Below are 22,329 nucleotides of genomic sequence, written 5' to 3'. Positions count from 1 at the left end.
TCGCTCAGCCGCGAATCTTGGCCACCAGCTTCGTCGTCGAGCGATCATGCTCGAAGTCGATCGCCACCGCCCGTCCGCCATAAGCCAGCACCGCCTTGCCTTCCGGGATCTGGTCCATCACATAATCGCCGCCCTTGGCGTAGATGTCGGGACGGCCTTCCTGCACCACCTCGAGCGCGGTGTCTTCGTCGAATTCCACCACCAGGCTCACCGCTTCCAGCGCAGCCAGCACCGCCATGCGGTCGGCCTGCGTGTTGTGCGGGCGGTCGTCGCCCTTGCCCAGGCGCTTGACCGAGGCGTCGGTATTCACCGCCACCACCAGCGAAGCGCCCAGCTCGCGCGCCTGCGCCAGATAGGTCACGTGGCCGCGATGCAGGATGTCGAACACGCCGTTGGTCAGCACGGTCGGCTTGGGCAGTTGGGCGATGCGTGCAGCCAGCTCGGCGCGCGTGCAGATCTTGTTTTCGAATTGAGGCATAAGGTATAGCTAAAGCAATGGTCAATGTTTCGGCGGTTCGTCGCCGGGTTCTTCTTCGATCGCCATCGACAGCTCGGCCGGCCGTGCAGCGCCGCCCTGGCCCGGCTCCCTGCGCTCGCCCGACAGCTTGATCTGCAGGCGCAGGCCGTTGGCCGAGTCGGCGTTGCGGATCGCTTCGTCGTACCCGATCAGGCCCTTGTTGTACAACTCGAACAAGGCCTGGTCGAAGGTGCACATGCCCAGTTCGCGCGACTTGTGCATGATCTCCTTGATGTTCTGGAAGTTCCCTTTCAGAATCATCTCGCCGATGGTCGGCGTGTTGAGCAGGATCTCGATCGCCGCCTTGCGGCCTTTCCCGTCTTCGGTGCGCACCAGGCGCTGCGAGACGATCGCGCGCAGGTTCGACGACAGATCCATCAATAACTGATTGCGCCGCTCTTCCGGGAAGAAGTTGATGATCCGGTCCATGGTCTGGTTGGCGTTGTTCGCGTGCAGTGTGCACAGGCACAGGTGGCCGGTCTCGGCGAACGCGATCGCGTGCTCCATGGTTTCGGTGTCGCGGATCTCGCCGATCAGGATCACGTCCGGTGCCTGGCGCAGCGTGTTCTTCAGCGCGTTGTGCCACGACAGCGTATCGACGCCGACCTCGCGGTGCGTGATCAGGCAGTTCTTGTTCTTGTGCACGTACTCGACCGGGTCTTCCACCGTGATGATGTGGCCGGCCGAGTTGCTGTTGCGGTAGTCGATCATCGCCGCCAGCGTGGTCGACTTGCCGGAACCGGTGCCGCCGACCACCAGCACCAGGCCGCGCTTGGTCATCACCACGTCCTTCAGCACTTCAGGCAGGTCGAGCTTTTCGAAATTCGGGATTTCAGACGCAATGGTGCGCACCACCATGCCCACGCTCTGCTGCTGCACGAACACATTGACGCGGAAGCGGCACACACCCGGCAGGGATATCGCGAAGTTCGATTCCATCTCGGCCTCGAACTCGGCGCGCTGGCGCTCGTTCATGACCGACAGCGCCAGCGCGCGCGTCACCTCGCCGCTCAGGCGCTGCTGGCTGAGCGGCTTCATGCTGCCCTGGTGTTTCATGCTGGGTGGGAAGTCGGCGGAGATGAACAGATCCGAGCCGCCCTGGTGGTGCATGACGGTGAGCAGCTTGTGGATATAGGCCTGTGCTTCCGCCGGGCCGAACGTCGTGGACATGCGGGGCCTTTCTGAAAAGATGCGGGGCGTTCTGCCTGCCGGGCAATTATATAGTGTAGATTCCCGTTAAAATATTATTTCATGGCCGGAGCCGGCGCCTGCGACACGGGCGCGGCGTCCCACGCGAGCCAATAGGGAGACCTGCAAATATGACATTGACCGAGCTGAAATACATCGTCGCCGTTGCGCGCGCCAAACACTTCGGCCACGCCGCCGAAGCCTGCTTCGTGGCCCAACCCACCCTGTCGGTTGCGATCAAGAAGCTCGAGGACGAGCTGGGCGTGACGCTGTTCGAGCGCGGCGGCTCCGAGGTCTCGGTAACGCCGCTGGGCGCCCAGATCGTGGCCCAGGCCGAACGGGTGCTGGAACAGACCGCCGCGATCAAGGAACTGGCCAAGCAGAACAAGGACCCGCTGGCCGGCCCGCTGCGCCTGGGCGTGATCTACACCATCGGGCCGTACCTGCTGCCACCGCTGGTGAAGAACCTGATCGACACCGTGCCGCAGATGCCGCTGGTGCTGCAAGAAAATTACACCCATAAGCTGCTGGAACTGCTGCGCCAGGGCGAGCTGGACGCCGCCATCATGGCGCTGCCGCTGCCGGACCACGGCATGTCGGTGCAGCCGCTGTACGACGAGCCGTTCATCGTGGCGATGCCGAAGAACCACCCGTGGGCCAGCCGCAAGGAAATCTCGGCCGAGGACCTGAAAAGCGAAACCATGCTGCTGCTCGGCGCCGGCCACTGCTTCCGCGACCAGGTGCTGGAAGTGTGCCCGGAAATGGCGCGCTTCTCGGCGCCGTCCGCCGGCAACGGCATGCAGCGCACCTTCGAGGGCTCGTCGCTGGAAACCATCCGCCACATGGTGGCCAGCGGCATCGGCCTGACCGTGCTGCCGCGCGCCTCGGTGGCCGATCTGAAAGACCCCAACGGTCTGCTGACCTACGTCCCGTTCCTGCCGCCGGCACCGTCGCGCCGCGTGGTGATCGCCTGGCGCAAGAGTTTTACGCGACGCGCGGCGATCGACGCCGTCATTCGCGCGGTGGGCGAATGCAACCTGGCCGGCGTCGAGATGGTGGCGCTGGAAGCGGCGGCCTGAGCCGCCGTCCCGAATAGCCCGCCGCACCAGTCACGCGGCGGGGCTTTACCCCTTCATGCGCGCTTGATCAGGCTGGTTTCCTGCGGCGGCGCTTCTTCTTCCTTCTCTTCGGCTTCGTTGCTGGCGTCGCTGCCCGCACGCTTGCCGATCACCTCCAGTTGGTCGTCCGAGAACAGTACCGTCCTGGTCTGGAACGCCAGGCGCACGCCCGCCACTTCCAGCCGCTCGTAGATGGTCAGGTACAGGTTCTCGCGGATGATCACCTGGGTGTCGAATTCCTTGACGTCGATATACGAGAACACCTCGATATTGAAGGCGCGGTCATTGATGCTGCCCAGGCGCGCGCGGCCGCCTTCGGCCATGTTCTTTTCGCCGGCGATCACGCCCTGCACGATGCTGATCGCTTCCTTCAGCTTGTCCGACGGCGTGTCGGGCGCGATCGCGATGACTGGATTGAACAGGAAGCGGTCGCGCGGCGCGAAGTTCTCGATCTGGCGCGCCGACAGGTCGCCGTTGGGAATCGTCACCACGGTGCGCTCGCCGGTACGGATACGGGTCGAGCGGATGCCGACGTCTTCCACCGTGCCGACCACGTCGCCGACCTTGATGAAGTCGCCCACCTGCAGCGGCCGGTCGGCGATCACGGTGACGCTGCCGACCAGGTTTTCCACCGTCTTCTGGGCGCCCAGGGCCAGCGCGATACCGCCGATACCCAGTGCCGCGATCCCGGTGGTGACGTCGATGCCGAAGGTATCCAGGATGCCGATGCCGGAAAACACCAGCAGCAGGATCTTGACCCCGCGCCGCAGCAGCGTGATGACGGACACGATCTGGCGCCGCCCGCTGCGCTGCATGCGCGCGATCGCCAGCTCGGCCACCGCATCGACCAGGCGCAGGCCGAACCACACCACCGCGATCACGCTCACGATGCCGGTGTAGCGCAGCAGGGTCTGGCGCGCCACGATCGAGACCGGCAGCGTTTCGGCCCAGTTGTAGAACACGAACACCGCAATCAACAGGCTCAGCGGCGGCAGGGCCGCTTCGCAGAAGCGGTAGGCGCCGCTGGCGGCCGGATCGGGCACCAGCTTGCGCATGCCGGCCACCGCCAGCGCCGACAGCATCCACAGGCCGCCGAAGGTCATCACGGCCAGGCCCAGCAGCAGGCCCCAATCCTTGATCGGCGCGCCGGCCACCACCACTTCGTTCTCCTGCGCCGGTTCCGGCGCGGCCGGGTTGCGCTTGGTCGCGGCCGCCATCTGGGCCAGCGTCTCGCGCGAGACGCGCCACACCTGGTGGTCGCCATCCTCGCTGCGGTTGAGCAAAATCGGTACTTTCTGATCGGCCACGCGGAAATAGCCGACGTTTTCGCTCTCGACCGGCAATTCGTCGTCGATCTTGCCGCTGGCGTCGTTCGACAGGCCGGCGAAGGGAGCGAGCGAACCGCCGTTGTCGAGCAGGCTCTGGAAGGCGCGGGCCTGGTCGGCCGGCGTCACCCGCTGGCGTCCCGGCGGCAGATCGAAATATTCGGCGGCACGCTCGAAGTCCTGGCGCCCCAGCGCTTCGATCAGGTTCGAGACCATCGAGCGCGGCGTTTCGCGGCCGAGCGGATCGGGCTGGACTGCCGGTGCGGCCGGCTCCGCCGCATCCTGGGCGAAGACCGGCATGGCGACTGGCATCGCCAGGGCTATCAGGAACAGGATCAACAGTCTAATCGAAATGTTTTTATTCAAAATGACTCCTTTGACTTGCAGGAAGCGCGAAGGCTTACGCTGATTGGGTGCAGGTCGCGGACGCCGGCGCAAGGTGGCGCGGCGTGAAACGGATAATGCAAACGGATGGCGCGACGCTGTCGTTCGCACCGTTAGACAAGTTCATGTCCGAGACCCGAGTCTAGCATCGGGCGGCGCAAGCGCCCGCACTGTTGCGTCCGGCGCAATGAAAGCTGCTCGGCCTACAATGACGGCAATCCCATCATCGCCGGCACATTTTTCTTCGGTTTCCCCATGATCACATCCCCTACCCTGTGGCTCATCTTCATCAACGTTGGCGTCGCCGTGCTGATGGCGCTGCAGGGGGTGGACCCGGTCAGCCCGACGCCACGCGAACTGATCGCCTGGGGCGGCAATCTGGGCGCCTACACGCTCACCGGCGAATGGCCGCGTCTGCTGTATTCGATGTTCCTGCATGGCGGCGTGCTGCACCTGGGGCTGAACATGTTCCTGCTGTTCCAGATCGGGCGCGTATCTGAAATGGCCTGGGGCCGGCTGCGCTTCCTGATGATCTACCTGGTCACCGGGCTGTTCGGCGGCTTCGCCAGCGCCTGGTGGAACGCCAGCCAGGCAGTCGAGGCCCTGAACGGCATGCCGCCGCAGCTGGCCTTCGTGCTGCTGGCGCCGAACATGGTGGTCAGCATCGGCGCGTCCGGCGCCCTGCTGGGCGCGGCCGGGGCGTTACTCGTGCACACCTTCCGCGCCGGCGCCGACGCCAAGGTCGATCTCGGCATCATCGCGCAAGTGGTGCTGCTCAATATCGGTATGGGATTCCTGATCAACGGCACCGACAATGCGGCGCACGTCGGCGGCGCGCTGTCCGGCATCCTGATCGGCGCCTGCCTGCGCCAGCCGCGCGCAGGCCTGTCGCGCATCGGCCTGCGGCTGCAGGCGGCGGCGGTGTTCTCGGTGATGCTGCTGGTACTGGCCGGACTGATGACGAAAGCCGTGCCGCCCCGGCTGGACCAGGTGGCCGCCGCATTTCACAAGGCCTCGGCCGCCCACGAGCGGCGCGAAGCGCTGTCGAAACAGCGCGCAGACGAAAAAGCCGGCTTGCGCCGGCCTTGACCATCGCAGGCAGCGATCAGCCGCGCTGACGGCGGCGCGCCGCAACCAGGCCTGCCAGCAGCGGCAGCACCAGCGCCAGACTGGCCGGTTCCGGCACTTGCGCCGTGATCGAGAAGCGGTCGCCGGCCTGCATGCCGGTGGTGTCCAGCACCCAGTCGAACTGGCCGGCATTGCCGAGCGGATTGCCGAAGTAGAACTCGCTCGGCTCGCCTTGCGCGAAGGTGATCTTGGCGTTGGTGGCACTATTGCTCACCGAACCGATGGTGCCGAAGCCGGCGGCGACGCTGCCGGCGCTGGCGAAGCTGATGCCGGTCAGGCCGACATTAAATTTCGGCAGCAGCATCCCGGTCAGGTTGCGCACCAGCGCATTCATGCTCAGCGGGCCGTTCAGATCGGTCTCTTCCAGCACGAAGTTCAGGCGCGCGCCGTTGAAATTCATCAGGTCGAGGTCGAACGACACCAGGCCGGCTTCGGTATAGTTGGCAACGGTATTGCCGTGGGCGGTGCTGCTGACCAGCAGCGCTGCATTGGCCGAGCCCGACATTGCGAAGACGGTGGCGGCCGCAGCGACGAGTTTAAGGAAGTTCATGGTGATCCCCTGTGTTTTGATTGAGTGGCTTACAGCGGGCCCTTGGCCCACGGACCCGAGATGGCAAAGGTGATGCCCGGGGTCTGGATGTTGACGAACAGCTGACGGCCGGTCGGATCGAAGCAGGCGCCGGCGAATTCGTTGCCGCGGCCGTCGCCGGCGAGCGAGGTCAGCTTGCCCGCGCCCTGCAGCTGGGCCTGGGTCAGGTTGACATTGTTCTTGGCGAAGATGTAGCTGTCACCTTGCGCGGTGATGCCCATCAGGCGCTGGCCGTAGCCGAACTCGTCGGTGATGGCGCTGGATGCGTCTTCGCAGATCAGGATCGCGTTGCGCGGGCTGACCGTCAGGTTGTCGCCCATATTGCCCACGGTCGGGCTCGGGCTCGAGTAGATGCACTTCAGGGTCTGGCGCGCCAGATCCAGTTCCCAGATCGAACCACGGTTGACCAGGCCGCCCGAGGTGTCCATTACATACATCTTGCCCTGGGCATACCAGATGCCTTCGCCGCGGTTCATGCGCAGCGCGCCCTGGGTCCAGCCCTGCACGAACGGACCGGCGGCGCTGGTGATCTGCTGGCCGGTCGGGCCGGTAGCGTTGCCGCGGTTGGCGTCCGGGTCGGCGATGCGCACCCATTCCAGTTCATAGGTATCGTTGACCGAGGCGACCGCCAGGTTGACGTTGGGCACGCCCTTGACCTTGGCCATTTCCAGCACGCCGCCCATGATCAGGGAACCGGCGGCGCCGCGCTTGATGTCCGGCACGTAGCGGTAGAAGCCCGACTTGCCCGACTGGTCTTCGGTCATGTAGACGGTGCTGTCGGTCGGGTCGACGGCGGCGGCTTCGTGCGCGAAGCGGCCCATGCCGACGATGGCCTGGCCGGTGGTCTGCTGCGGATCGGCCATGACTTCGAATACATAGCCGTGCTTCTTGCCGCCGGCGCTGACGGTGTCCGAACCGATCTCTTCGCAGGTGAGCCAGGTGCCCCACGGGGTGATGCCGCCGGCGCAGTTCTGCTGGGTGCCGCCCAGGCTCGGGGTCATGCTGACCCAGTCGCTGTCGCGGAACACCAGGTTGGTGGTGCCGCCGCACGAGCGGTTGCTCGACGTCGCGCTGACGTTGCCGCTGTCATACACGCCGAACGCGTTGATGAAATTGCCAGCCGAACTGCCGCTGATCTCATGATTGCGTACCAACACCATCTCGGTGCTGCGGCCGACCTTGCGCGTCTGGATCACGCCCATGCCGTCGTGGCCGCCCGGGCAAGGCTGGCCGTTGGCCATCAGGTCGCCGCGCCAGCCGAAGCTCTTGTAGCTGAAGCCCGGCGGCAGTTGCAGCAGCGGCAGGCCGGTGGTCAGGTCATTGACCGGGGCGATCGGGCCGTACGGGCTGGCGATGCGGGTGGTGGCGCCATTGGCGGCCATGGCTTGCTGGGCCTGCATCGCGGCAAAGGCGCCGACGAAGGGCAGCGCACCGGCGCTGGCGATGCCCTTGAGCAGATTGCGTCGCGAGGACGACACGTTGTCGTTGTTCATTGTGATTCTCCAATCGATGGATCGCCGGTGGACCGGCATGTAATGTGATTGGTCGGCGCCACGCTTCGGCCCGCCTGGCCCATACCACCCCCGGCACGGACCGATGCATTAAAACAAACAAACATGTCGATCTCATGACAACAAAATGGCAACATTGATGCATCTGGTTTGCCGTGAATACATGGCAATGTCATGCGCCGTGCATCGCCCCTGTGTTGGCAAGGCGGCACGGCGTGTCACGGGCAAAAAGGCTAGAATCGCTGTCTTCTGCTCAACAGTTCTTGCAACACAAGACGCGATCTCTCATGAACAAGCTGGCGCTGTATTTCCGCCTGATCCGGGCCGACAAGCCGATCGGGATTCTCCTGTTGCTGTGGCCGACCCTGTGGGCCTTGTGGATCGCTTCCGAAGGCGTGCCCGACTGGCACGTGCTGGCCATCTTCGTGCTCGGCACGGCGCTGATGCGTTCAGCCGGATGCGCCATCAACGACTACGCCGACCGCGAGTTCGACCGCCACGTCAAGCGCACCGTCGACCGTCCGCTCACCAGCGGCAAGATCCGCGGCTGGGAAGCGGTGATGGTGGCGGCGGTGCTGGCGCTGGTGTCGTTCCTGCTGATCCTGCCGCTGAACACGCTGACCAAGCAGCTGAGCGTGGTGGCGGTCGTCGTCGCAGGTACCTATCCCTACTTCAAACGCTTCTTCGCGATCCCACAGGCCTACCTCGGCATCGCCTTCGGTTTCGGTATCCCGATGGCCTTCGCCGCCGTGCAGAACGAGGTGCCGGCAGTGGCCTGGTGGCTGCTGGTGGCGAATGTGTTCTGGGCAGTGGCCTACGACACCGAATACGCGATGGTCGACCGCGACGACGACCTGAAGATCGGCATCCGCACTTCGGCCATCACTTTCGGGCGCTTCGACGTCGCCGCCGTGATGCTGTGCTACGGCGTGGCGCTGGCGATCGACCTGGTGTGCGGCTGGTACCTGGGACTGCGCTGGTGGTTCGTGGCGGGCATCGCGGTGGCGGCGGCGATGGCGCTGTACCACTACTTCCTGATCCGCAATCGCGACCGCATGGCCTGCTTCAAGGCGTTCCGCCACAACAACTGGCTGGGGGCCGCGATTTTCATTGGTGTCGCATTAGATTATGCATTGAGTTAATATTGCCTGAAATGCATTCATTCCAAGGCGCACCGCGCGTGCGCTGTTTTTAACGATAGACACCGAAGAGGCCCAAGCATGATTCAAAAGATCCCGACCCAGACCGGCACCCGCGACCAACTGGTCAACGACCTGAAAACCGTCATCAGCGACGCCGAAGCCTGGCTGCGCAACGGCGGCCAGCTGACCGGCGACGAGCTGAAGGCGGCCAAGGCCAAGTTCGAGCAGACCCTGTCGAGCGCCAAGACCAGCCTGGTCGATATCGAAGAAACCGTGGTCGAGCGCGCCAAGGCAACCGCCAAGGCGACCGACGAATACGTGGCCGAAAACCCATGGAAGTCGGTCGGCCTGGGCGCCGCCATCGGCGTCGTGATCGGCCTGCTGATCGCACGCAAATAAAGCCGGGGGCGCCATGACCATCACCGCGACCCTCGGCCGCATCGGCTCCAACCTGCTCGCCATGCTGCGCACGCGGCTCGAACTGGCAGCGCTCGAGCTGCAGGAAGAAACCCACCGCTTGTTCGGCTACGTGGCCTGGGGCATCGCGGCGGCTTTCTTCGCCGTGGTCGCGGTATTGCTGGCCATCCTGTTCGTGCTGGTGCTGTTCTGGGACACGCACCGCCTGGCGGCGGTGGGCGGCATGACCGTGCTGTTCGCGCTGGGCAGCCTGTTCGCCGCGCTGCACGTGAAATCGAGCCTCAAAAACCGTCCGCCGATGCTGGCCAACACGCTAGCCGAACTGCGCAAGGACGTGCAAGCCGTCAAGGGAGAACCGCAACCATGAATACCACGCCTGAACAACGCAGTCTGCGCATGAAGGCGCTGATTGCCGAATGCGCCGCGCAACGCGCGGAAATGGGACAGGAAGTCACGCTGCTCAAGACGCCGTCGGCGATGGGCGGCACCACCGGCTACGTGGTCCAGCACAAGGGCTGGATCATGGCGGCTGCCGGACTGGGGCTGGGCTTTTTGGTGACCAAGCCGAAGTGGGTGGTGGGCGCGGTGACGGCTGGTGTGTCGGCGTACAAGCTGGCGCAGCAGGTGTTGCCGGTGCTGGGGTGGAGGAAATTCGAGGTTCATTGATCCAGCATGATGGCCGGCTGCCTGCCGGCCATCAGCGCCGCAGCATCAATCCTTACCGAGCTCTTCCCCGAGCTCACGCCCACGCGCCGCAGCCGCCTGCATCGCCGCGACAATCGCCTGCTTGACCCCCGCCGCTTCCATGCTGGTAATCGCCGCATGCGTTGTGCCGCCTTTCGACGTCACGCGCTGACGCAGCACCTCGACCGACTCCTCCGACTGCGCCGCCAGCTGCGCTGCGCCGGTGAACGTCGCCAGCGCCAGTTCCCTGCCCTGCTCCGCATTCAACCCCATCGCGCGCGCCGCCTCCTGCATCGCTTCCAGGAAGAAGAACACATAGGCCGGGCCGCTGCCCGACACTCCCGTCACCGCATCGATCTGGCCCTCGTCGTCGAGCCACACTGTCTTGCCGACCGCGCGCATCACGGCGTCGGCCGCCTCGCGCTGCTGCGCGCTCACACCAAGCTGGGCCGCCATGCCGGTCACGCCCATGCCGATCAGCGCCGGCGTGTTCGGCATGGTGCGCACGATGGCCTGGTAGCCGCCCAGCCAGCGCGACAGATCGCTGCTGCGGATACCGGCCGCGATCGACAGCACCAGCTGGCTCTTGAGCCGCGGCGCCAGCGCGGCCGCGACCTCGCGCATCTGCTGCGGCTTGACGGCCAGCACGATCACGTCGCTGTCCAGCAGGCCGGCATCGATGGCGGTCGAGGTGCTGGCGCCGTACTGCTGCGCCAGGCGCGCCAGCGCGTCGGCATTCGGGTCGATCACGTGGATGGCGGTGCCGGGCTGCTTGACCAGTCCCGCGATCAGGGCGCTGGCCATGTTGCCGCCGCCGATAAAGGCAATCTTCATTGGGTTCCTGTGGAGTGGTTATTCGTAGTGGCGGGCGCCGAAGATGGCGCTCCCGATGCGCACGATGGTCGCGCCTTCGGCGATGGCCGCATCCATGTCGCCCGACATGCCCATCGACAGGGTATCGAGCGCCAGCCCGTCGGCGCGCAGCGCGTCGGACAGCTTGCGCAGGCGAGCAAAAGCGGCGCGCTGCTTGTCGGGATCGCTGGCCTGCTCGGGGATCGCCATCAGCCCGCGCAGGCGCAGGTTCGGCAGCTGGGCCACGGCGCGCGCCAGCTCCGGCAGCTCGGCTTCGGTGGCGCCGCTTTTGCTCGCTTCGCCGCTGATGTTCACCTGCAGGCAGATGTTCAATGGACCGAGTTCGGGCGGACGCTGTTCGGACAGGCGCTGGGCGATCTTGAGCCGCTCGACCGTGTGCACCCAGGCGAAACTGGCCGCGATCGGGCGCGTCTTGTTGCTCTGGATCGGGCCGATGAAGTGCCATTCAATGGGCACCTGCGGTTGCGCGCGCGCGACGTGCGCGATTTTTTCCAGCGCTTCCTGCAGATAGTTTTCGCCGAACGCGGCTTGTCCGGCTGCCATCGCTTCGAGCACCGCTTCCGCTGGGAAGGTCTTGGAAACAGCCAGCAATTGCACCTCTGAACGCGCCCTGCCGGCGGCCTGGACAGCGGCCTCGATTGTCGCTTCGACAGCTTGCAAGTTGGCGGCGATTATGGACATAATGATTTTCTGTGGGAAATATTTTCTAGACGAGCCGGCATGGCGGAAACGCCTGTTTTGCGGCACAGGGATTATAAATGGACATTTCGGAATTACTCGCCTTCTCGGTCAAGAACAAGGCCTCGGACCTGCACCTGTCGGCCGGCCTGCCGCCGATGATCCGCGTGCATGGCGACGTGCGCCGCATTAACCTGCCGCCGCTCGAGCACAAGGACGTGCACGGCATGATCTATGACATCATGAACGACGGCCAGCGCAAGCAGTACGAAGAAGTGCTCGAGTGCGACTTCTCGTTCGCGATCCCCGGCCTGGCGCGCTTCCGCGTGAACGCCTTCAACCAGGAGCGCGGCGCCTCGGCCGTGCTGCGCACGATTCCGTCCAAGATCCTGTCGCTGGAAGAACTCAACGCACCGAAGATCTTCGCCGACCTGGCTTTGAAACCGCGCGGCCTGGTGCTGGTGACCGGCCCGACGGGCTCCGGCAAATCGACCACGCTGGCGGCGATGGTCAACCACCTGAACGAAAACGAGTACGGCCACATCCTCACCATCGAGGACCCGATCGAGTTCGTGCACGACTCCAAGAAGTGCCTGATCAACCAGCGCGAGGTCGGCCCGCACACGCTGTCGTTCAACAATGCGCTGCGCTCGGCGCTGCGCGAAGACCCGGACGCGATCCTGGTCGGCGAGCTGCGCGACCTGGAAACCATCCGCCTGGCGCTGTCGGCGGCCGAGACCGGCCACCTGGTGTTCGGCACCCTGCACACCTCGTCGGCCGCCAAGACCATCGACCGTATCGTCGACGTGTTCCCGGCCGAAGAAAAAGAGATGGTGCGCGCGATGTTGTCCGAATCGCTGCAGGCTGTGATCTCGCAGACCCTGCTCAAGACCAAGGACGGCTCGGGCCGCGTGGCGGCGCACGAGATCATGATCGGCACCCCGGCGATCCGCAACCTGATCCGCGAAGCCAAGATCGCGCAGATGTACTCGGCGATCCAGACCGGCAGCAACGTCGGCATGCAGACGCTGGACCAGAACCTGACCGACCTGGTGCGCCGCAACGTGATCTCGACCGGCGCCGCACGCGCCGCGGCCAAGATCCCGGAAAACTTCCTCGGCTAAGGTTAACGAAAGGGCCTCAGATGGAACGCGACCAGGCATCCAAGTTCATGTTCGACCTGCTGCGCCTGATGGTGAGCAAGGGCGGCTCCGACCTGTTCATCACGGCGGGCTTTCCGCCGGCGATCAAGATCGACGGGCGCATGACGCCGGTGTCGAACCAGGCGCTAACGTCCGGCCACACTGCCGACCTGGCGCGCGCCATCATGAACGACAAGCAGTCGGCCGGTTTTGAATTGACGCGCGAAGCGAACTTCGCGATCACGCCGGGCGATCTGGGACGCTTCCGCGTGTCGGCCTTCATGCAGATGGGCTGTGTGGGCATGGTGCTGCGCGTGATCACCACCACGATTCCGAAGTTCGACGATCTGGCGCTGCCGGATGTGTTGAAGGATGTGGTGATGACCAAGCGCGGTCTGGTGATCATGGTGGGTGCGACCGGTTCCGGTAAATCCACCACGCTGGCGGCGATGGTCGGGTATCGTAACGAGAACAGCTATGGGCACATCATCACGGTGGAAGACCCGGTCGAATTCGTGCATCCGCATCGCAATTGCGTGATCACGCAGCGCGAAGTGGGCGTCGATACCGACAGCTTCGAAGCGGCATTGAAGAATTCGCTGCGCCAGGCGCCGGACGTGATTCAGATCGGCGAGATTCGTGATCGCGAGACGATGGAGCATGCGATTGCGTTTGCCGAGACCGGGCACTTGTGTCTGGCCACGCTGCATGCCAACAGCGCGAATCAGGCGCTGGACCGGATCATCAACTTCTTCCCTGAAGAGCGGCGCCAGCAGCTGTTGATGGACTTGTCGCTGAATCTGAAAGGCCTGATCTCGCAGCGCCTGATTCCGAAGAAGGAAGCCAAGGGGCGCGTGGTGGCGATCGAGATCATGCTGAATTCTCCGCTGATCTCGGACCTGATCTTCAAGGGCGAAGTCCATGAGATCAAGGAGATCATGAAGAAGTCGCGCGAGCTGGGGATGCAGACGTTCGACCAGGCGCTGTTCGATTTGTACGAGGCGGATCGCATCACCTACGAGGACGCGCTGCGCAATGCGGATTCGGTGAATGACCTGCGACTGAACATCAAGCTCAATAGCAAACACGCGAAGGACCGCGACTTCTCGAGTGGCATGGACAAACTCGGATTAGTGTAAGCGCCATTCATTTGCTAGCTCGGAGACCGTCATTCCCGCGCAGGCGGGAACCCAAGTTTTTTGCACGCCGCTAACGTATCCACCCTCTTATCTGCGTTGACCCACAAATGCCTCGGCCCACCCGACGGCTATGTATGTTTCCGCACCGAACGTCTTTACGATAAGGCGCACTCTGCAACTGTGATTCACCGCAGCTTGCAGATTATGACCGCGCCCACCGCCACCACGCCAGACCCCGCACCTCCCCTGGACCCGGTCGCGCCAAAAAAGAAACGCCGCAGTCCCCTGCTGTCGGTCACCGCCTGGAAGCAATTCGCCGGCCTGGCCAAGCCCTACTGGCAAGGCGAAGAAAAGAAAAAAGCGTGGAGTCTGCTGATACTCCTGATCATCCTGATGCTGGTCGAGACCAAGCTGGCAGTCATGCTGAACGAACAGGCCGGCGAAATGACCTCCGCGCTGGCCGCCAAGAACGCCGACCGCTTCTGGAGCGCCGTGAAATTCTGCCTGCTGACGCTGGCCTTCGCAGTGCCGGTCTACGCGTTCTACTACTACATGCGCGATGTCTTTGCCAACGGATGGCGGCGCTGGCTCACCAGGCGCTTCCTCAACGGCTACCTGACCGGCCGCAAATACTACGAACTCGATGCCGACAAGGACATCGACAATCCCGACCAGCGCATCAGCGAAGACATCAACACCTTCACCGGCAGGTCGATCCACTTCCTGTTGATCTTCATCGGATCGATCATGCAGCTGGTGGCGTTCAGCGCGGTGCTGTGGTCGATCTCGCATGTGCTGGTTGGTGTGCTCGCGCTGTATGCGACGATCGGCACCGCGATTGCGCTCTACGTCTTCGGCAATCCGCTGATCCATCTGAATTTCTGGCAGCTGCGGCGTGAAGCCGATTTTCGCTTCAGCCTGATTCGCATGCGCGAAAACGCCGAATCGATCGCCTTCTACCGCGGCGAAGAACAGGAACGGGCGCGCATCCATAACAAGCTCGACAAGGCCATCCACAACTTTGCCAAGCTGATCAAGAAGCAGCGCAACCTGAACCTGTTCCAGCGCACCTTCAGCCAGCTCACGCTGGTGCTGCCGGGCGTGATCCTGGCCGGCGGCGTGCTGTCGGGCGAACTGGAAGTCGGACGCGCGATTCAGGCGGCCGGCGCGTTCACCGCGGTGCTGGGCGCCGTTGGCGTCATCGTCGACAACTTCGAAAGCCTCAGCCGCTTCATCGCGGGCATCGACCGCCTGCAAGCCTTATCCCGGCTGGTGCTGGGCGACGCCGCGCCTGCTGCCCCTGGCGAAGAAAAGCACCCGCGCATCCAGCGACAGCTGGGCAAGCACCTGATGCTGCAATCGCTGACGCTGCATCCGCCGCAATCCGAGCGGGTGCTCATCAAGGAATTGAGCCTGACGCTCAAGCCGGGCGATGCGCTGCTCATTACCGGCGACAGCGGTTGCGGCAAGAGCTCGCTGCTGCGTGCGATTGCAGGTTTGTGGCAGACGGGCAGTGGCACGATCCATCATCCGCCGATGGAGCAGTTTTTCTTCCTGCCGCAGCAACCCTATCTACAGTCGGGCACGCTGCGCAGTCAGCTGATCTATCCGAGCGCGCAGTCGCCGCTCAGCGACGCGCAGTTGTTGGCCATTCTGGAGCAGGTACACCTGCCGCGTCTGGCCGAGCGCGTGGGTGGTCTGGATGCTGTGCGTGACTGGGACAAACAGCTATCGGTCGGTGAACAGCAACGCTTGGCCTTCGGCCGCGTGCTGGTGCATGCGCCGGAGATCGTCATCCTGGACGAAGCCACCAGTGCGCTCGACAGTGCCAATGAAGCAGCGTTGTACACCTGCCTGCGCGAGCGCGGAACGACGCTGATAAGCATTGCGCATCGACCGGCAGTGCTGCGACATCATACCCATGTACTGCACTTGGAAGGCGAGGGAAAATGGGAACTGCTCGATGCCGTCGACTATAGGTTCGATGGCGGGCTTGGCGATACAGGGAATGGCCAGACCCTTAAGCAGTCTGTGCACCTGGCATCAGGCGTAGCAGTACCCGGATTGCTGGCAGCAAATAGCCATCGGACACTGACCGAACATTGAGGCGTGTGAACGATCGGCGCGTTGGCGTGTATTGTGGATACGTCGTCCAGCGCAACGGCAGATCTTTCGTCACTACGTTACCGTTTTCGAAAGAGGCCTGTTGCCCTCTAAATGTCGACGAATCTCGATAGCAAGTCCTGTTCTACCAAACGAACTTCGATCGCAGCTATGGGCAGTTCCTGCAGCTTATGCCTCAGATCTCAGCGTCAACCACCTCGTCAGGCCAGCAAAGGCTGCCGCCCAATGAGCCAGTCGCTTGCGTCGGGCTCCCATGGAAACACCCCGGCAGTGCTCGGCCAGATGATCTGATACGCGCGAAACGGCTGGTTCTCGTAGAACCAGCTCGTCCAGTACATGTAATCGGCAACCCGTTCGGGAGAAGCCTCACCAATCAGGCATTCGAACCCACCACCCAGCAAATCAGCAACGCGCGCGCCAGGTGCAATTGCCCCACCCTCTTTCATCTGCCGATAGCATTCATTAACGACGCTGTGAGCAAGACTAGACTTGAGTCCGATGACGATCAGTTCAGGCATGCCGAGCGACTGTTCGATACCGACCGAATAAGTAAACGGCGGATGCTCGCCATCTTCCATCACACTGATGACATGCAGGCCGTACTTTTCGATGTCGGCGAGCACCTTGACTTGCGCCTCGGGTCCCTGACATGCATGTGGCCTGTCTTCCGCACCATCATTATCATCAGCTTCTTCCGGTTCACGTTCCCAGCGTTCCCATTCGGCGCCAGCAACGTCGCGGGAAGCGCCCCAGCCGCGCGGAAGATCGGCGATCGCTGCCAGGTCGGCGTGCTTTTCGAAAATACAGCCCAGGCAAAGCATGACCGGTTCGCCTGGATCGTCTGTAGTGCCGTCCAAGAACTGCCAATCTCCGTCGGAATCGTGAACTACCCGTAGCACGTCAAAGTCTTCGCGCGCAACTTTGACCGTGCAAAAGGCGGCTGTGGAAATAGGATCCGGAAATGGCCACTCGGGAAAATCGTGGGTATGAGTTGTCATAAGCTAGTGAGGTGATATTCGTCTCTAGAACCGCGACTCCAACGTAACCCGCCCCATTGCATACCCCTCGCTATAACTCGTCCTGCGCAACGCCCCGCCCTCATCCACATACGTCGACTCCGACACCCCATCCGTCCTGAGCAGATTGCTCACCGCAAACCGCACCTGATACTTCGGCGCCACCTTCCACAACGCATACACATCCAAATCCCGCCGCACGCTCTGATAACGGAACTGCTCCACATTCACCCGCGCCGGCACGCTGCTATTGAACGCAAAGCTCGCCCCCGTGGTCAGCTTGCCGTCTTTCGTACGGTAGTCGACACCCAGATTGGCCGACAACGGCGTCTGCCGATCCAGCCGGTTATCCGGCCCCGGCACCGCATCCACGCTCGACCAGTTGCGCGACACGCTCGCCCGCAGATCCAGATCCGGCACATCCTTCAGCACCGCCGACAGCGGAAACTTGGCCTCCAGCTCCAGGCTGCGCGACACCGCATCCCCATCGTTGAGCGGCGTCTGAATCCACCGCCCCTCCTCGAACACCAGCCCCTGCCGCGTGTAGTCCTCGATGCGCCGCACCGACACGCTGGCCGACAGCAGCGCCTTCTCCGCCCAGTAATGCTCGTACGACGCGTCGATACCGGTCGCCAGTTCCGGCTTCAGATCCGGATTGCCGCGGTAATCGGGTTCGGTCTGGCTGTTGTTCGGCGTGGTGAAGCGGCGCGGGATCAGGTTATTGGCCGCCGGCGCCTTGAAGGTGCGGGTCAGCGCCAGGCGCACCTGGTCGCGGCTGTCTGGCAGCTTGTACAGCGTCTGCGCCAGTGGGCTGAAGACGCTGGCGCGGTTGGTGGCGGTGTCGAAGGTGTTGCCCTCGGTGGTGGTCTCGATGCCTTCCCAGCGCAGGCCGGCGTACATCGACCACTGCTTGGTCACGTTCCACTCGTCCTGGACAAACAGCGCCAGGCGCTGGATGGTGGCGTCGGCGCGTTCGTCAGAATCGTTGCGCGTGCCGCGCAGCGGAAACAGTTCGATTTCGGCGCGGCCGTCGTCGCGCTGCGTGTAGCCGGCGTCCCAGCCCATCGACAGCGCATGGTCCTTCTTCCACGGCGTCGAGTACTTGCCGACGCTGGTCACGCCATTTTCATCGGTGTCGCTCAGCACCGTGGAGTCGCGCGCCAGGCGATCGAGGTTGTAGTCGAACTCGCGCCAGGTGCCGCGGTTACGCGAACCGTTGATGCCCAATTTGAGATCGAGCTTGGCGCCGTCTTCCAGGTTGTGCACCCAGTTCAGGTCCGAGCGCGCCAGGGCGCTGGTGCCGCGGCTGTTCATGTCGCGCACGTCGTACAGCGGCGCGGCGCCGAGCAGCGTGTCGGTCACGGCGTCGCCCTGGTAGTTGTTGCGGTTGTAGCTGAACAGGGTCTGCCAGCTGATCGTGTCGCCGTTCTCCAGCGTCCAGTTCAGGCGCGGTGTCAGGTTGATGCCTTTCGGGCTGCCGCGGTCTTGCTGTTCGGTGCGGCTCGACTGCGTCAGGTTGCCCTGCGGGTCGGTGCGCGCGTCCTCGAACGGCGACGGACGGTCGAAGTTGTAGCGCCAGAAGCTGGCGCCGAGCGTGTACGACAGCTTGCCGGCGCGGTCCGACAGCTGCAGGCTGGCGCTCGGGTTGCTCGCCTCTTCGCTCTTGCCGTAGCCAACCCGCACTTCGCGCTGCGCCGTGCGCACGGTGCGCTTCAGGACGATGTTGATGGTGCCGGCGATCGACTGGGTCGAAAATTCGGCGCTGGCCGCGCGCAGGATCTCGATGCGCTCGATCACGTCGGGCGACAGCTCGTCGATCGAGAAGCCGGCCGGCGCGCGCTCGCCGTTGATCAGGATCTGCGTGTAGCCGCTGCCCAGGCCGCGCATGCGGATCTCGCCGCCGCCGCGTCCACCGCCGCCGGCGACGGTGATGCCCGGCAGTCGCTTGAACACGTCCAGCACCGAGGTGTCGCCGTATCGCTTGATCTCTTCGTTCGAGACCACGATCTTGCTGGCGGTGTCGTCGCGCCGCGGGTCGTACGAGTTGCCGCCGCCCTTGACCTCCACGGTCTGGATGGTGTCGGTGGTGGTCTTGGGCTGCGCCGATGCGGGCGCGGGAGGCGTGACGGGAGCGGGAGCGGACGGGGTATCGGTCTGGGCGAACGCAGGGAATGCAGCGGCGAGGGATAGCGCGAGAAGTGTTGGGCGGAGCATCGAAAACCAGGCAGGAGGAACGAAGGTGCCGTATTCTGGCATAGCTCCATCGCACCAAACTCATGGTCGTTCAAATATTCATACCGCATGAAAAACGGCAGCCGATCGGCTGCCGTTTTGTCGATACCGCCTGTATTTACCGGAAGCCCGGTCCCATGCCGCCACCCGGCGGCGGCCCCATTCCCGGGCCACCGGGACCGCCCGGCCCACGCGGCCCGCGCTGGCCGGCATTGCCGAAACTGCCGAAGCGGTACGACAGGCCGACGTATGCCAGGCGTCCCTGCGGCCGGCGGATGCTGTACTCGCGCAGCAGGTCGGTCTCGGTGATCGATTCGGACTTCTGCGAGTCGAAGACGTCGTTGATGTTCACCACCAGGCTCAGTGCCTGGCTCAGGTTGCGGCGATAGCTGATGTCGGCGCTGCGGGTCGGCTTGCGATAACCCTCGCCGAACAGCGTCTTGCCCTGGGCGTTGAGCACCAGCTGCAGGTTGTTGGTCGGGTTGATCTGGTAAGCGATGCGCGCGCGGCCGCTCAGCGACGTGGCATTGCGCTTCTCGCTGCTGTTGGCGGTGCCCAGCACCGATTGTTCGGAGTAGCCCAGGTTGCCGCTGGCGTTGATGGTCAGCTTCGGCGTGGCGCGGCCGCTGAAGGTGAATTCGAGGCCGCCCGAACGGCTGCTGCCCTGGTTCTCGCGCGTGGTGAGCAGCACGGTGTCGGAGATGAAGTAGCGGCGCTCCGAAATCAGGTCGCTGTCCTTGCGCGCGTACAGGCGCACATTGGTCTCCACCGTGCCAAGCTTGGTCTCCAGACCGAGTTCGATCGAGTCGGTCGATGTCGGCTGCAGGTCCGGGTTGCCCGACGAGACGTTCAGTTCATCGCGGTAGATCACGAACGGATTCAGGTCGCCCGCGCCGGGACGGCGGATGCGCTTCGCGTAGCTCAGGCGCAGCGCGGTGGTGTCCGACAGGTCGTAGGTCAGGAAGGCGCTCGGGATCGCGTCGAAGTAATGGTTGCCGGCCTGGATGTTGGTGGTCACCTGGTCCAGATCGAGGTCGGTGTACTCGCCGCGCAGGCCGCCCAGCACGCCCCACTTCTCGCCCAGGCGCATCTGCCAAGTACCGTACAGGGCGAACGTGGTCTCATCGAGTTCGAAGCGGTTGGTGCGCTGCGGGTTGACGCTCTCGCCCAGCGTGTTCGGATCGACGTTCAAGAAGCGCGTGTCGATGGTATTGCTGTTGCGCGCGACCTTGTAGCCGAGTTTGAGCACGCCTGCTTCGCCCGGACGCTCGTAGTCGCCGGTGAAGTCGATCACGCGCGTCTCGTTCAGGTTGTCCTGGCGCGTGCGCGCGGCCTGCGCGTTGATCGGACGCACCGTGTAGTCGTTGGCATAGCGGACGTCGCTGTCCGAGGTGGAGCCGGACACGCGCAGGTCGAGCTTGAGTAGTTCGCCCGGACGCTCGCCCTTGTGGTCCAGCCGTCCGCTGAAGGCGTAGTTGCGGCTGTTCGCATCGCGCACGCTGCTGCGCAGGTATTCGCTGTCCACCAGGCCATCCAGGCCGGTGCTGCGATAGCGCTCGTTCGAATTGCCGTCGTTGGACGTGGCCGAGAAGCTGGCAGTGGCGCCCAGCACGTCCTTCTCGCCCAGGTTGTAGTTGAACGAGCCGTTGAAGCCGGCCGAGTCGGTGTCGGTCTCGCTGTCCGACGACTGGGTGCTGTGGGCCACCGCGCCGGTGCGCGGGTCGATGCGGTCGCGCGTGGTTTCGCCTTCCGAGCCGCGGCTGTCGCGGCGGCCGTACAGGCTACCCTGCACGCTCATGCGGCCGGTGGTGTAACTGCCGAAGCTCGACGCGTTGAAGCGCCCCTCGGTGCCCTTGTTGACATTCACCGCCGCGAAGCCGCCTGGCGTGCGTTCGCGCCGCATCACCAGGTTGATGATCGGGCCGCCGCCGCCTTCGTTGCCGAACTGGGCGCCGGGGTTGTTGATGACTTCCACCGATTCCAGGTCGGCCGCCGGCAGCGCGCTCAGTGCCGCGGCGCGGTTCTCGCCCTGCATCATCGCCGACGGCTTGCCGTCGACCAGGATCTGCACGTTGCTGCGCCCGCGCAGGGTGACGTTGCCGTCGGCGTCGACTGCCACCGACGGCACCTTGTTCAGGGTGTCGGCCACGGTGTCGTTGGTCGAGGCGGTGTCGCTCTTGACGTCGTAGGCCTGGCGGTCGATGCGGTTCGACGAGCGTGCGGCGGTGACGGCGACGGTGGACTGGACCGGCATCTCGGCGGCCGGTGCAGCGGTCTGCGGTTCGGCGGCGGTAGTGGCGGTGGTGGCGACGGTGGGCGAAACTGGGCCGGCCTGCTGGGCGTGGGCGGAGCCGGGAGCGAGCAGCGTGCCGGCGATGATCGGAACAAGCAGCAATACGGACTGGCGGAGAACTGGCATGGAAACGAATGAGAGCGGTCGGTTTGAACGAGCGTGATTGTCGCACGCGCTCGCTTCAAAAATTGTTAAGAAATGCTAAGAGCCGCCAAATGCCACAGCTGTCCCGCTTTCGTTGACATGCATATGCGGGTATTCATCCATGGCGCCGTGCGTTGTCTTAAAATCCACACTTTATAAGAGTGGAGAGAGACTGTGGACGTATTCGATTTCAATGCGATCAGCCTGGATGGCAGGCCGGTCGAGATGGAGCAGTTTCGCGGCAAGGTGCTGTTGGTGGTCAATACCGCCAGCGCCTGCGGCTACACGCCGCAATATAAAGGGCTGGAAGAATTGCAGCGTCATTACGGCGATCGCGGCCTTGTGGTGCTGGGCTTTCCCTGCAATCAGTTCGGGCACCAGGAACAGGGAACCGAAGCCGAGATCGGGGCCTTTTGCGAAAAGAACTATGGGGTCAGCTTCCCGATGTTCGCCAAGATCGACGTCAATGGCGAGAATGCGCATCCGCTGTTCCGCTACCTGAAGGGCGAAGCGCCGGGCGTGCTGGGGACGGAATCGATCAAGTGGAACTTCACCAAGTTCCTGATCAATAAGGATGGCGCCGTGTTCAAGCGTTATGCGCCGCAGACCGAGCCGGAAGACTTGAGCCGCGATATCGAAATCTTGCTGGCCCGTTGATTCGTCATTTTCTCTTTGAAGCGGGATC

The 22,329-nt window shown here is 63.8% G+C and carries 20 protein-coding genes; 10 read left to right on the top strand and 10 right to left on the bottom strand.

What is annotated here, in order from left to right; translation table 11 throughout:
* Positions 1-4: 4 nt before the first annotated feature.
* Positions 5-478 (bottom strand): D-glycero-beta-D-manno-heptose 1-phosphate adenylyltransferase, encoded by a 474-nt coding sequence (gene rfaE2, locus RTQ83_RS03650; RefSeq protein ID WP_312511300.1) that lies wholly within the window; start codon positions 476-478, stop codon positions 5-7.
* A 21-nt stretch (positions 479-499) separates the two neighbouring features.
* Positions 500-1,687: a PilT/PilU family type 4a pilus ATPase gene (locus RTQ83_RS03645; protein WP_312511298.1), complete on the bottom strand. Its 1,188-nt coding sequence runs from the start codon at positions 1,685-1,687 to the stop codon at positions 500-502.
* 149 nt (positions 1,688-1,836) lie between these two features.
* Here RTQ83_RS03645 and RTQ83_RS03640 point away from each other — a divergent pair, with 149 nt between their 5' ends.
* Complete coding sequence (locus tag RTQ83_RS03640) at positions 1,837-2,784, top strand: LysR substrate-binding domain-containing protein (RefSeq protein ID WP_312511297.1); 948 nt, start codon at positions 1,837-1,839, stop codon at positions 2,782-2,784.
* 53 nt (positions 2,785-2,837) lie between these two features.
* Here the strand turns inward: RTQ83_RS03640 and RTQ83_RS03635 are convergent, their stop codons facing one another.
* Positions 2,838-4,514: a mechanosensitive ion channel family protein gene (locus tag RTQ83_RS03635; protein ID WP_312511295.1), complete on the bottom strand. Its 1,677-nt coding sequence runs from the start codon at positions 4,512-4,514 to the stop codon at positions 2,838-2,840.
* Between the two features lie 273 nt (positions 4,515-4,787).
* On the opposite strand from RTQ83_RS03635, the gene RTQ83_RS03630 reads away from it, so the two are divergent.
* Positions 4,788-5,621: a rhomboid family intramembrane serine protease gene (locus RTQ83_RS03630; protein WP_312511294.1), complete on the top strand. Its 834-nt coding sequence runs from the start codon at positions 4,788-4,790 to the stop codon at positions 5,619-5,621.
* A 16-nt stretch (positions 5,622-5,637) separates the two neighbouring features.
* Here RTQ83_RS03630 and RTQ83_RS03625 read toward each other — a convergent pair whose 3' ends face one another.
* Both RTQ83_RS03625 and RTQ83_RS03620 read right to left on the bottom strand, forming a co-directional pair.
* A complete protein-coding gene (locus RTQ83_RS03625; protein ID WP_312511292.1) occupies positions 5,638-6,210 on the bottom strand; it encodes a PEP-CTERM sorting domain-containing protein in 573 nt (190 codons plus the stop codon).
* Between the two features lie 29 nt (positions 6,211-6,239).
* A complete protein-coding gene (locus tag RTQ83_RS03620) occupies positions 6,240-7,742 on the bottom strand; it encodes an alkaline phosphatase PhoX (protein ID WP_312511290.1) in 1,503 nt (500 codons plus the stop codon).
* A gap of 305 nt (positions 7,743-8,047) precedes the next feature.
* Here RTQ83_RS03620 and ubiA point away from each other — a divergent pair, with 305 nt between their 5' ends.
* From ubiA to RTQ83_RS03600, 4 genes are all read left to right on the top strand, one after another.
* On the top strand, positions 8,048-8,902 hold the full coding sequence (gene ubiA / locus RTQ83_RS03615) for a 4-hydroxybenzoate octaprenyltransferase (protein ID WP_312511289.1): 855 nt from the start codon (positions 8,048-8,050) through the stop codon (positions 8,900-8,902).
* Positions 8,903-8,980: 78 nt separating this feature from the next.
* Positions 8,981-9,301, top strand: coding sequence for a YqjD family protein (locus tag RTQ83_RS03610; RefSeq protein WP_312511288.1), 321 nt, complete (start codon positions 8,981-8,983; stop codon positions 9,299-9,301).
* A 13-nt stretch (positions 9,302-9,314) separates the two neighbouring features.
* The gene (locus RTQ83_RS03605; protein WP_312511287.1) at positions 9,315-9,686 is read left to right on the top strand and encodes a phage holin family protein; all 372 of its coding nucleotides are present in this window, start codon (positions 9,315-9,317) and stop codon (positions 9,684-9,686) included.
* A complete protein-coding gene (locus tag RTQ83_RS03600) occupies positions 9,683-9,985 on the top strand; it encodes a hypothetical protein (RefSeq protein ID WP_312511286.1) in 303 nt (100 codons plus the stop codon). The genes RTQ83_RS03605 and RTQ83_RS03600 overlap by 4 nt, the downstream gene beginning before the upstream one ends.
* A gap of 45 nt (positions 9,986-10,030) precedes the next feature.
* On the opposite strand, the gene proC is transcribed toward RTQ83_RS03600, so the two are convergent.
* Together proC and RTQ83_RS03590 are read right to left on the bottom strand one after the other, a co-directional pair.
* Complete coding sequence (proC, locus tag RTQ83_RS03595) at positions 10,031-10,837, bottom strand: pyrroline-5-carboxylate reductase (protein WP_312511285.1); 807 nt, start codon at positions 10,835-10,837, stop codon at positions 10,031-10,033.
* A gap of 18 nt (positions 10,838-10,855) precedes the next feature.
* Positions 10,856-11,557 carry a YggS family pyridoxal phosphate-dependent enzyme gene (locus tag RTQ83_RS03590; protein ID WP_312511284.1) on the bottom strand — a complete coding sequence of 234 codons (702 nt, stop codon included), beginning with the start codon at positions 11,555-11,557 and terminating at the stop codon, positions 10,856-10,858.
* A gap of 77 nt (positions 11,558-11,634) precedes the next feature.
* On the opposite strand from RTQ83_RS03590, the gene RTQ83_RS03585 reads away from it, so the two are divergent.
* The 3 genes from RTQ83_RS03585 (at position 11,635) to RTQ83_RS03575 (ending at position 15,941) form a co-directional block, all read left to right on the top strand.
* Positions 11,635-12,678, top strand: coding sequence for a type IV pilus twitching motility protein PilT (locus RTQ83_RS03585; protein ID WP_290418295.1), 1,044 nt, complete (start codon positions 11,635-11,637; stop codon positions 12,676-12,678).
* Positions 12,679-12,698: 20 nt separating this feature from the next.
* Positions 12,699-13,835, top strand: a complete 1,137-nt coding sequence (locus RTQ83_RS03580) for a PilT/PilU family type 4a pilus ATPase (protein ID WP_312511283.1) — start codon at positions 12,699-12,701, stop codon at positions 13,833-13,835.
* 204 nt (positions 13,836-14,039) lie between these two features.
* A complete protein-coding gene (locus RTQ83_RS03575) occupies positions 14,040-15,941 on the top strand; it encodes an ABC transporter ATP-binding protein/permease (RefSeq protein WP_409456077.1) in 1,902 nt (633 codons plus the stop codon).
* A 218-nt stretch (positions 15,942-16,159) separates the two neighbouring features.
* Here RTQ83_RS03575 and RTQ83_RS03570 read toward each other — a convergent pair whose 3' ends face one another.
* From RTQ83_RS03570 to RTQ83_RS03560, 3 genes are all read right to left on the bottom strand, one after another.
* The gene (locus RTQ83_RS03570) at positions 16,160-16,957 is read right to left on the bottom strand and encodes a DUF4262 domain-containing protein (protein ID WP_312511281.1); all 798 of its coding nucleotides are present in this window, start codon (positions 16,955-16,957) and stop codon (positions 16,160-16,162) included.
* A gap of 24 nt (positions 16,958-16,981) precedes the next feature.
* A complete protein-coding gene (locus tag RTQ83_RS03565; RefSeq protein ID WP_312511280.1) occupies positions 16,982-19,189 on the bottom strand; it encodes a TonB-dependent receptor domain-containing protein in 2,208 nt (735 codons plus the stop codon).
* Positions 19,190-19,325: 136 nt separating this feature from the next.
* A complete protein-coding gene (locus tag RTQ83_RS03560) occupies positions 19,326-21,602 on the bottom strand; it encodes a TonB-dependent receptor domain-containing protein (protein ID WP_312511279.1) in 2,277 nt (758 codons plus the stop codon).
* A 216-nt stretch (positions 21,603-21,818) separates the two neighbouring features.
* Here RTQ83_RS03560 and RTQ83_RS03555 point away from each other — a divergent pair, with 216 nt between their 5' ends.
* The gene (locus RTQ83_RS03555) at positions 21,819-22,301 is read left to right on the top strand and encodes a glutathione peroxidase (RefSeq protein WP_312511278.1); all 483 of its coding nucleotides are present in this window, start codon (positions 21,819-21,821) and stop codon (positions 22,299-22,301) included.
* Positions 22,302-22,329: the final 28 nt, after the last annotated feature.

It is taken from the genome of Massilia sp., from assembly GCF_031995545.1.
GTDB lineage: Bacteria > Pseudomonadota > Gammaproteobacteria > Burkholderiales > Burkholderiaceae_D > Telluria.
This window is presented reverse-complemented; position numbering and strand designations above follow the sequence as displayed.